Source organism: Pseudomonas sp. NBRC 111133 (genome assembly GCF_001320605.1).
GTDB lineage: Bacteria > Pseudomonadota > Gammaproteobacteria > Pseudomonadales > Pseudomonadaceae > Aquipseudomonas > Aquipseudomonas monteilii.
This window is the reverse complement of sequence record NZ_BCBJ01000031.1, coordinates 77,012-86,931: the sequence shown is the minus strand read 5'-3', so window position 1 is coordinate 86,931 and position 9,920 is coordinate 77,012. Positions and strand designations below refer to the sequence as shown.

General features: G+C 64.0%; 6 protein-coding genes. All 6 read right to left on the bottom strand.

The window, feature by feature from the left end:
- Window positions 1-257: 257 nt before the first annotated feature.
- Window positions 258-3,302: a multidrug efflux RND transporter permease subunit gene (locus tag APH36_RS06790; RefSeq protein ID WP_060498003.1), complete on the bottom strand. Its 3,045-nt coding sequence runs from the start codon at window positions 3,300-3,302 to the stop codon at window positions 258-260.
- 10 nt (window positions 3,303-3,312) lie between these two features.
- Entirely contained in the window at window positions 3,313-4,461 is a 1,149-nt protein-coding gene (locus APH36_RS06785) for an efflux RND transporter periplasmic adaptor subunit (protein WP_060498002.1), read from the bottom strand.
- Window positions 4,462-4,692: 231 nt separating this feature from the next.
- Window positions 4,693-5,790, bottom strand: a complete 1,098-nt coding sequence (locus APH36_RS06780; RefSeq protein WP_060498001.1) for a DUF1513 domain-containing protein — start codon at window positions 5,788-5,790, stop codon at window positions 4,693-4,695.
- Between the two features lie 2 nt (window positions 5,791-5,792).
- Window positions 5,793-6,857 (bottom strand): imelysin family protein, encoded by a 1,065-nt coding sequence (locus APH36_RS06775; RefSeq protein WP_060498000.1) that lies wholly within the window; start codon window positions 6,855-6,857, stop codon window positions 5,793-5,795.
- Between the two features lie 20 nt (window positions 6,858-6,877).
- The gene (locus tag APH36_RS06770) at window positions 6,878-8,305 is read right to left on the bottom strand and encodes a di-heme oxidoredictase family protein (protein WP_060497999.1); all 1,428 of its coding nucleotides are present in this window, start codon (window positions 8,303-8,305) and stop codon (window positions 6,878-6,880) included.
- 277 nt (window positions 8,306-8,582) lie between these two features.
- On the bottom strand, window positions 8,583-9,920 hold the full coding sequence (locus APH36_RS06765; protein ID WP_060497998.1) for an imelysin family protein: 1,338 nt from the start codon (window positions 9,918-9,920) through the stop codon (window positions 8,583-8,585).

The window sequence follows — 9,920 nt, the reverse complement described above, 5'->3', positions numbered from 1 at the left end:
GGGCCGACTGTGTTCAGCAAGGCTGAGATGGCCGACCAGTGCGCGTTGCCGCGGGAAGCGAAACCGCAGCAGCAGGCACAGGTCACGCCGGACCAGGACCTTTTGCTGTTCCTGTTTGGTCTGCGTCAAGGGTTGCGGCCATTTGGTTGAACCCGGTGTGAGCTAGAAATGCCAGAGGCTCCGCAATCGCGGGGCCTCTGGCATTTTTGCGTCTGCTTCACCGGCCTCTTCGCGGGCAAGCCCGCGAAGAGGCCGGATCAGGCTATGGCAGGTTCCTTGGCTTTGGTCTTGTGCGCCAACAAGGTGTAGATACAGGGCAGCACGAACAAGGTAAACAGCGTGCCTATCGACATCCCGGTGGCAATCACCGTTCCGATGTCAAAGCGGCTGACCGCCCCGGCGCCAGTCGCTAGAATCAGCGGCACCATGCCGAATACCATCGCCGCCGTTGTCATCAGCACCGGCCGCAGGCGAATCGCCGCCGCTTCCTCGATCGCCTCACGCACGCTCAAGCCGCGTTCCTCACGCAACTGATTGGCGAATTCGACGATCAGGATGCCGTGTTTGCTGATCAGCCCGATCAAGGTCACAAGCCCGACCTGGGTGTAGATGTTCATGCTCGAAATACCCAGGAACAGCGGCAGCAGCGCCCCACAGATCGATAATGGCACCGTCACCAGGATCACCAGCGGGTCGCGGAAGCTTTCGAACTGCGCCGCCAGCACCAGAAAGATGATTGCCAGCGCCAGGCCAAAGGTGACCCACAGTGCGCTGCCTTCCTGCACGTACTGGCGTGCCACGCCGGCATAGTCGAAGGCGAAGCCTTCCGGGGCCTCTTCGCGGGCGATGTCCTGAACGGTTTTCAGCGCTTCGCCCAGGCTGACCATGGGCACGCCCTGGATGATCGCCGAGTTCAGCTGCTGGAACTGGTTGAGCTGGCGTGGGCGGGCGCGGTCGGTGAGGGTGATCAGGGTCGACAGCGGCAGCATCTGACCCTGGTCATTCTTCACGTAGTAGTTGTTCAGCCAGCCGGGGTTGTCGCGGTACGGCCGTTCGACCTGGGCAATCACCTTGTAGCTGCGGCCTTCGAGGGTGAAACGGTTGATTTCCGCCTCGCCCAGCAGGGTGGCCAGGGTGCCGCCGAGAGTGTCCATCGATACCCCCATCTGCGCGGCCTTGGCCCGGTCGATGTCCACCACCACTTCGGGCTTGTCGAAGGCCAGGTCGATGTCGAGGAAGGCGAACTTGCCGGATGCCTGCGCGCGGGCCTTGATGCGCTGTGCTACGTCCAGCAGTGCCGGGTAGTCGCCCGCTGTATTGATCACGAACTGGAACGGCAGGCCCTCGCCGGTGCCGGGCAGGGAGGGCAGGTTGAAACCGAAGATCTGCAAGCCTCCGATTTCCTCAAGTTTGGCCTGCACCAGCGGCAACAGCTCCATCTGTGTGCGCTCGCGTTCGTTCCAGGGTTTGAGCAGGAAGCCGCCGATGCCGGTCTGCACGCCGTTGAATCCGTTGATCTGGAACGATGAGTAGTACTCGGGGAAGGCCTTGAACAGTGGGGTGAATTCGTCGGTGTAGGCGTTGAGGTAATCGAGGTTGGCCGGCTGCGGCGAGCTGCTCATCATGAAAATCACCCCCTGGTCCTCGTTGGGGGCGAGTTCGTTCTGGGTAAACGTGAGCAGCACCGGGATCAGGCACAGGATGATCACGGCAAACACCAGCACCACCGGGCGGCTGTCGAGGGTGGCATGCAGCAGGCGCTGGTAGCGCACCTTCAGGCGTTCGAACAGCACGTCCAGGCGGTGGGCCAGGCCACTGGGGTTCTGCTCCTGGCGAAGCAGCAGGGCGCACATCATCGGCGACAGGGTGAGGGCGACGATGCCAGAGATGATGACCGCCCCGGCCAAGGTCAGGGCGAACTCCTTGAACAAGGCCCCGGTGAGCCCGGTGAGGAAGCCGATCGGTGCATACACGGCAGCCAGGGTGATGGTCATCGAGACCACCGGCAGGGCGATTTCGCGGGCGCCCTCAAGGGCCGCATCGAACGGCAATTTGCCTTCTTCCATGTGCCGGTGGATGTTTTCCACCACCACAATGGCGTCGTCCACCACCAGGCCGATGGCCAGCACCATGGCCAGCAGGGTCAGCAGGTTAAGCGAGTAACCCATCATCTGCATGAAGAACAGCACGCCGATCATCGACAGGGGAATGGTCACCACCGGGATCAGCACCGAGCGCAAGGCACCGAGGAACAGGAACACCACCACGATGACGATCAGCACCGCCTCGCCAAGGGTCTTGATCACTTCGTCGATCGAGGCCTGGATGAACAGCGTGGCGTCGTAGGCAATCGACACTTTCAACGCCGAAGGTAGCTGGCTCTCCAGCTCGGGCATGATGCGGCGCACTTCCTTGATCACGTCCAGGGGGTTGGCAGCGGGGGTGGCCTTGATGCCGATGTACACCGAGGGGGTGCCGTCGAACGAGCTGACCGTGTCGTAGTTTTCCGCACCCATCTCGACCCGCGCCACATCGCCCAGCAGCACGCGGCTGTCGCCGCTGGTCTTTACCGGCAGGGCGGCGAACGCCTCGGCCGACTTCAACTCGGTGCTGGCGTTGATGCTGGTGACCACGTATTCGCCCTTTACCTCGCCGGCAGCGGAGAGGAAGTTGTAGCGGCGCACGGCGTTGGTCACGTCGGTGGCCGACAGGCCGAAACCGGCCAGTTTCACCGGGTCCAGCCACAGGCGCATGGCAAACACCTGGTTGCCGAGGATCTCCGCTTCGGCCATGCCCGGCAGGGTGGCCAGCTTGGGCTGGATGACCCGCGACAGGTAGTCGGTGATCTGCGGGTTGCTCATCTCCTTGCTGTAGAAACTGACGTACATCAGCGCCGAGGCGTCGGCGGCTTCCTTGCTGAGCACCGGGTCTTCGGAGTCCTGCGGCAGTTTGTTGCGCACTTCGTTGGCCTTGGCCAGCAGCTCGGTGAACAACCGGTCGCTGTCGGCGCCGATGCGCGCGTAGATGGAAATGATCGAGAAGTTCTGCCGGCTCACCGAGGTCATGTAGTCGATGCCTTCGGCACTGGCCAGGCTCTGCTGCAACGGCTGGGTGATGTAGCCCTGGATGGTTTCGGCGTTGGCCCCGGGGTAGGCGGTAGTCACCGTGATCAGGGCATTTTCCATTTGTGGGTACTGGCGGATCTGCAGTTTGTTCCAGGCCTGGAAACCCAGCAGCAGGATCAGCAGGCTGACCACACTGGCCAGCACCGGGCGACGGATGAACGGGTCGGTGAACGCCATGTCAGCCTCCTCAGTCCTTGCCCGGCACGCCCTGTTCGGGCTTGAGGGCTTTGTCCTGGCCGATGCGGATCGCGGCGCCCGGGGTGAGCTTGAGTTGCCCGGCGGTAACCACCTGTTCCCCGGCTTGCAGGCCCTTGCTGACGACCACTACGCCGTCGCGGCGCTCGCCGGTCTGTACGGTGCGTTGTTCGGCAATCAGCTGCGGCTGGCCCTTATCGTCGTTTTCCGGCTTGCCGTCCTTGTCTTTCTTCGGCGTGGCGACGTACACCGAGTTGCCATACAGGGTGTAGGTAATGGCGCTTTCCGGCACCACCACTTGTGGCTGTGGGTTAGGCAGCAGCACCAGCAGGCTGGCGAACATGCCTGGCAGCAGTTTGCCGTCGGGGTTGGCCAGGGTGGCGCGCACCAGCAGGTTGCGCGTGGTTTCCTCGACCTTGGGGTTGATGGCGCTGAGGCTGGCGGGGAAGGTCTGGCCTGGGTAGGCGGCTACCTGCACCAACACCTGCTGGCCCAGGCTCAATTGCGGCAGGGCCTGTTCCGGTACGTTGAAGTCGACGTACAGGCTGGATGTGTCCTGCAGGGTGGCAATCACCGTGCCGGCGGCCAGGTACTGGCCGATGTCCACCTGGCGGATGCCGATGGTGCCGCTGAACGGGGCGTTGATGCTTTTTTTGATCTTCTGCGCCTTGAGTTGCTCGACCACCGCCTGGTTGCGGCGGTACTGAGTGGTGAGGCGGTCGAACTCGCCGCGCGAGATGGCCGAGTCGCCGACCAGCTGGCTGCCGCGGCCGAAATCGACCTTGGCCAGGCCCAAGTCGGCCTGGGCGGTGCCAAGCAGGGCGGTTTCCTGGTCATCGTTGAGTTGCAGCAGTAACTGGCCGGCTTTGACCTGCTGGCCCGAGTCGAAGTGCAGGGCTTTGACGATGCCTTCCACCTCCAGGCTCAGCTCCACACCCTGCAGTGCCTTGAGGCTGCCGACGGCGGGCAGGCGCGCTTGCCACTGGCGCTGTTCGGCCAAGGCTGCCGCAACGGTGATGGGCGGCTTGGGGGCAGTGAACACCTGGATCTGCTGGTAGATCGAGAACGCCTTGTAGCCCCCCAGGGCCAGCACGATCAGCAGAACCATGGCCAACATGATGAGCATGCGGCGGCGCAGCATAAGTCCGGTTCCTTGGATTGGTTGTTATTCGGTTAGACACGACAACGGGCGATCCTGCCCACGTGTGGATGGGGGAAGTATTGACTGTTTTTCAGGGGAGGGGGGTGAAATGCCTGTGCCGGCCTCTTCGCGGGCAAGCCCGCTCCCACAGAAACCGCGTAGTCAGCGGATTGTACGGTCCCTGTGGGAGCGGGCTTGCCCGCGAAGAGGCCAGTGAAGGCTGCAGAAGAATCAGACGAGATGCAGGTGGTTGTCCCAGAAACCGGACGGCAGGTTCATCGGCTGTCCGACCAGCTCGGCCTTGCGGCAATCGTAGAACCGGCAACGGCCCTGCCCGGAAGTAACGACGAAACCATCCTTCACCGCGCCAACCCCCGCGCAATCGGGCATCGGTGCATCCAGCCGCACCGCACCCGTGTCCAGGTCCCAGACAAACAACCGGTTGGCCCGTGGCGCAGTCAGCGCCACCAGCCGCAGGTCGCTGTGGATCGCGACGCTGGCGGTGTACTGGGCCATGGCCTGCAACTGCCGCTCCGGCACCGGGAAGGCCTTGAACGGCTCGCCCGGGCGCTTGATCGCCAACAACTCGGCCGTTTCATCGGCATCACCCATGAACTGCTGGCAGGCGGCGATGGTGCCATCGCTGCCCACTGCCAGATGACGCACGCTGTTCATCTGCTGGGCCAGGGTTTCCTTGCTCAGCAAGGTGCCGTCACGCTGCATCAGCACCAGGCTCGGTTCCATGGCATTGAGGTTCATCTCTACCCGGCTTTCGGCTTCGGTACGAATGCCGCCGTTGGCCACGATCAGCGTCTCGCCGTCGGGCAGCCAGGCAACCTCGTGCGGGCCAATGCCGTGGGTCGGGATTTCGCCGGTGTGTACCAGGCGTTCGCCTTCAAAACGGTACACGCCCAGCACGCCACGCCCAGGGTCGGTCGTGTCGTTCTCGGTGGCATACAGCCATTCGCCACCCTTGTGCACCACCGCATGGCCATAGAAGTGCCGGTTCGGCTGCGAGGTCACGGTTTGCAGCAGGCGCCCGTCGCGCAAATCGACCAGGTAGCTTTCGGTACCGGGGCGGCGGGCGACGAACAGGGCGATTGGCTGCTCGGGGTGGTGGATGATGGCGTGGCAGCGCTGGGCGACCTGGGTGCTGAACACCTGGGTGCCGTCCAGGCGGAAACCCACGGCATAGTGCTTGCCGTCGCCATCGTCACGCGCCGAAAGCAGGAGAGGTTCGCTGCCTTTGTTGCGGAACAGGCTCCAGCTGCCCAAGGTCAGGGCACTGAGCAAAACGCTACCGAGTTTGAGGGCCTGGCGTCGCAGCATGATCAGTCACCGTCGTTGGCATTGAAGCCCAGCTGAATGTTCAACGCCTTGGCCAGGTCGCCTTCGTGCAGGCGATGGACAGCGTTGAGGCTGTCGTAGATCTGGTTCAGGGTTTGCTGGCCAGCGTCGTCGGCCAGCAGCTCGCCCAGCGACTTCTGATTGTCGGCCAGCAGTTTGAGCGAGGTAGCGTAGGCGGCGTCGATCTTGTCCGCCAGCGCTTTCTGATCGCTGGACAGCAAGCCGCGCAGGCCTTGGTTGTCGACCCCGACCCAGACGGTTTCGGCCGCCTTGAGGGTGGCTTCCAGGCTCTTCAGCGAGGAGTGGCTGCGCCAGGCTTCGGCCTGCAACGGCTGCGGGATGCCCTTGCTCTGGCGGCCCATCGGCGCACCCAGCTTCTTCTTCAGGGTATCCAGGGCGGTGACCTGAGAGCGCAGCAGGTCGGCGATGGCCTCGTGGGAGTCGGCGTAACGCTGGTTGGGGAACTTGGTCATTTGCGACAGCATGCCGTCGGTGCTGTTCCAGCTCTTGAGGATATCCTCGGCCAGGACCTTCTGGTGTTCACCAATGGCCACCAGCAGCGGGCAGTAGCGGGCTTTCTGCTCGGCAGTGGCGACGTCCGGCTTGCTGTCGAACAGGATGTACTCGTAGGCCGACAGGCCACGTACCACCACGCTGGCCTTGCCCAGGGACGCGACGTCTACCGGCTTGTCGCCGTTGACCAGTTGCTCGACCTGGCGGCCGACCAGGTTCTTCTTGTCGGGCCAGAACTGTACCTGCCAGGCGCGGTTGCCTTCGGCCAGCGGGCCGACCAGCAGCGGTTGCAGCTCGGCCCAGGCCTTTTGCGCATTGAGGAAGTCGGCACGGGCCTTTTCCAGGTCTTCCTTGCCTTCGCAGTAGGCCAGGGCGCTGGCGGCCAGCATGCGGTCGGCTTCGACCCAACGGCTGTAAGTGGGCAGGATGACCTGCTTGGCGATGGCAGCGGAGGTGACGGCTTGCGGGTCCTGCGGCGAGCAGGCGCCGAGGGCGAGTGCAGCGAGGCTGGTGAACAACAGTTTGGGTCGGAACATGCCCGGCTCCTTTGCGCGTTTTAAAGTGAATTCAGGAACGCCAGCAGCGCAGTGCGTTGCTCGGCATTGAACGTGAGTACAAAGTTGCGTGCCGCCTCGGCTTCGCCCCCGTGCCAGAGCACGGCTTCCAGCAGGTTACGGGCGCGGCCGTCGTGCAGGAACTGGCTGTGGCCGCTCACCGTTTCGCTCAGGCCGATGCCCCACAGTGGCGGGGTACGCCAGTCCTGGCCGTTGGCGGCGAACTCGGTGCGCTCATCGGCCAGGCCTGGGCCCATGTCGTGTAGCAGCAGGTCGCTGTAGGGGCGGATGACCTGGTTGGCCAACTCTGGCTCGGCAGCATCGGCGGCGGTGGTGAACTGCGGTGTGTGGCAACCCTGGCAGCCGGCCTGGTAGAACAGGTTCTTGCCTGCCAGCACCTGCGGCGAGCCGACGTCGCGGCGGGCCGGCACGGCCAGGTTGCGGGTGTAGAAGGTGACCAGGCGCAGGATGTTGTCGCTGACTTCCTTTTCGCCATTGGCGCCGTCGCCATTGGGCGCGGCGAGGCAGTCGGTTTGTGCCGGGGTGCAATCGTCTTTGGGCTGCAGGGTGCTGGTCAGGCCCATGTCGCCGGCGAAGGCGTGCACGTTCTGCTGGTTGACGTTGGGCTGCCCGGCTTTCCAGCCGAAGCGGCCGACCACGGTCTTGCCCAGGGCGTCGTCCCACACGCGGTTGGCCCGCCCGCGGATGCCGTCGCGGTTGCGGTCATCGGGGTCTTCGTTGGCCAACACGTCGGCTTCGGGGATGGCTTCGAGCAGGCCCAGCCCGATCATTGGCGGTGCCACCCGCGCCGAAAAGCGCGTGTCGGGGTGCATGACGCCGTAGCCGAGCTGGCTGATCTGGAGGGCCGGCTTGCGCAGTTCGACCTGATGGCCGTCCTTGAACGACACGGTTTCGCGGGTGTAACTCACCCGTACCTTGCCTTCCGGCGCCACACCGGGGATGGCCATGTCCTGCAGCTGAGTGCCGTACACCGGCTCAGGCACCACGCCCAGGCGCTCGATGACCTTGGCCAGATAGGGCTGGTCGGGGATCGACAGGCGTACCAGCATGCCCACCGCGTTGCTGTTGCCCGGCGCTGGCGGGTGGCCGCGGCCGTCGCGCACATGGCAGTTCTGGCAGGCGTTGGTGTTGAACAGCGGGCCCAGGCCGTCGCGGGCGGTGGTGGTGGAAGGGGCGATCACCCAGGGGTTGCGGAAGAAACTGTTGCCCACGGCGAAGTCCACGCGACGTTCGGATGCGAGGTTGGCCGAGGGCAGGGAATAGGCGTTGCGGTCAGTCCGCTGCACGGTTGCCTTGCCGCCCGACAATGCTTCGCCGGGTTCGGCCTGGGTGAAACGCGGGGCGTCGTCACAGGCAGAGAGGGCGAGGACCAGCAGCAGCGGGGAGAGTCGGGACAGCGACGAGGACATGCAAAATCCTGGGCGTGGACGAAAAACCGGCGTGCAAGCTTAGCAAAGTGGGGGTGTTTGAATAAGAGCAATTTGCAATTGCTGGATGAAATCGGTGTCAGTTGGCCATAGTTATCTGTTGTCTGTGCCGGCCTCTTCGTGGGCAAGCCCGCTCCCACAGGTAATCTGCAGGTCTCAAGTACAATGCAGTCTCTGTGGGCGCGGGCTTGCCCGCGAAAGGGCCATAAGCAAAAAAGGCGACCCGAAGGCCGCCTCTGTCAACACTGCTACAGCAGGATCAGAATTCGTGATCCGCAGTATCCGGGTTCAGGTTGGCAATACCCAGCTTGCCAGCCGCCTGCTCGATCGCACCGGTCTGCTTGACCAGTGCGGCGATGGCGTCACGCACGATCTGGTTGCCGGCAGCGTTGTCGGCAGCGATCAGCTGGTCGTAGTGCTCGCCTTTGAGGGCGTGGTCGACCATTACCTGGATCTTGGCTTCGGTGGCTTCCAGGTCGGCCTTGAGGGTGGCGTCGGCGGCCGGGTCGACCTTGGCGACCAGCGACGACAGGCTTGGGCCGGTCAGCTTGGTACCGTCCGGGCGGGTGTACTCGCCCAGGTAGACGTTGCGGATACCCTTGGCGTCGTAGAAGTGCGAGTAGTGGGTGTTGTCGCTGAAGCAGTCCTGCTCGTCTTCCGGCGAGTTGGCTTCCAGCGAAACCTTCATGCGCTCGCCCGCCAGTTCGCCCAGCGACAGGCTGCCCATGCCGAAGAGCATCTTGCGCAGGCCGTCGTTGACAGGCTCCGCTTCCAGCTTGGCGCGGTAGTTGTCGGCGACGTTCGGCGCCCAGTTGCCGACCATTTCTTCAAGGTCGGTAATCAGCAGCTGTGTAACGGCTTTCAGGTAGGCACGGCGGCGCTCGTTGTGGCCACCGGTGGCGCCCTGGCCTTCCAGGTAGTCGGATGCCGGGCGGTTGCCAGCGCCTGGGCCGGTGCCGTTCAGGTCCTGGCCCCAGAGCAGGAATTCGATGGCGTGATAGCCCGTGGCAACGTTGGCCTCGGAGCCCGCCAGTTCGTTCAGGCTGGCCAGTTTCTCAGGGGTAATGTCCTTGACGTCGACCTTCTCTTCACCCACCTGGATCTCGGTGTTGGCGATGATGTTGGCGCCGGCGGCCGGGTTGCCCAGGGCATGCTCGTAGCTCTTGTCGACATAGTCGATCAGGCCTTCGTCCAGGGGCCAGGCGTTCACCTGGCCTTCCCAGTCGTCGATGATGGTGTTGCCGAAGCGGAAGGCTTCGGACTGCAGGTACGGAACGCGCGCGGCGAACCAGGCTTCCTTGGCGGCCTTCAGGGTTTCGTCGTTGGGCTTGGCCAGGAACGCGTCCACTGCGGTCTGCAGGGTTTTGGCGGTGCTCAGCGAGTCGCTGTACACCGCATGGACCATTTCGGCGTAATGCTTGACCACGGCTTTGCCAGCGGCTTCGTCGACAGCCCCGGGCGCGGCAGCGGTGGTGGCGGCAGCAGCAGGTGCCTGGGCCTGCGGCGCGGCGGCTTTGTCGTCCTTGCCTTCACCGCAGCCGGCGAGAGCGATGGCAATGGCCAGCAGACTGGCGGAGGCCAGAGGCATTCGAATCAT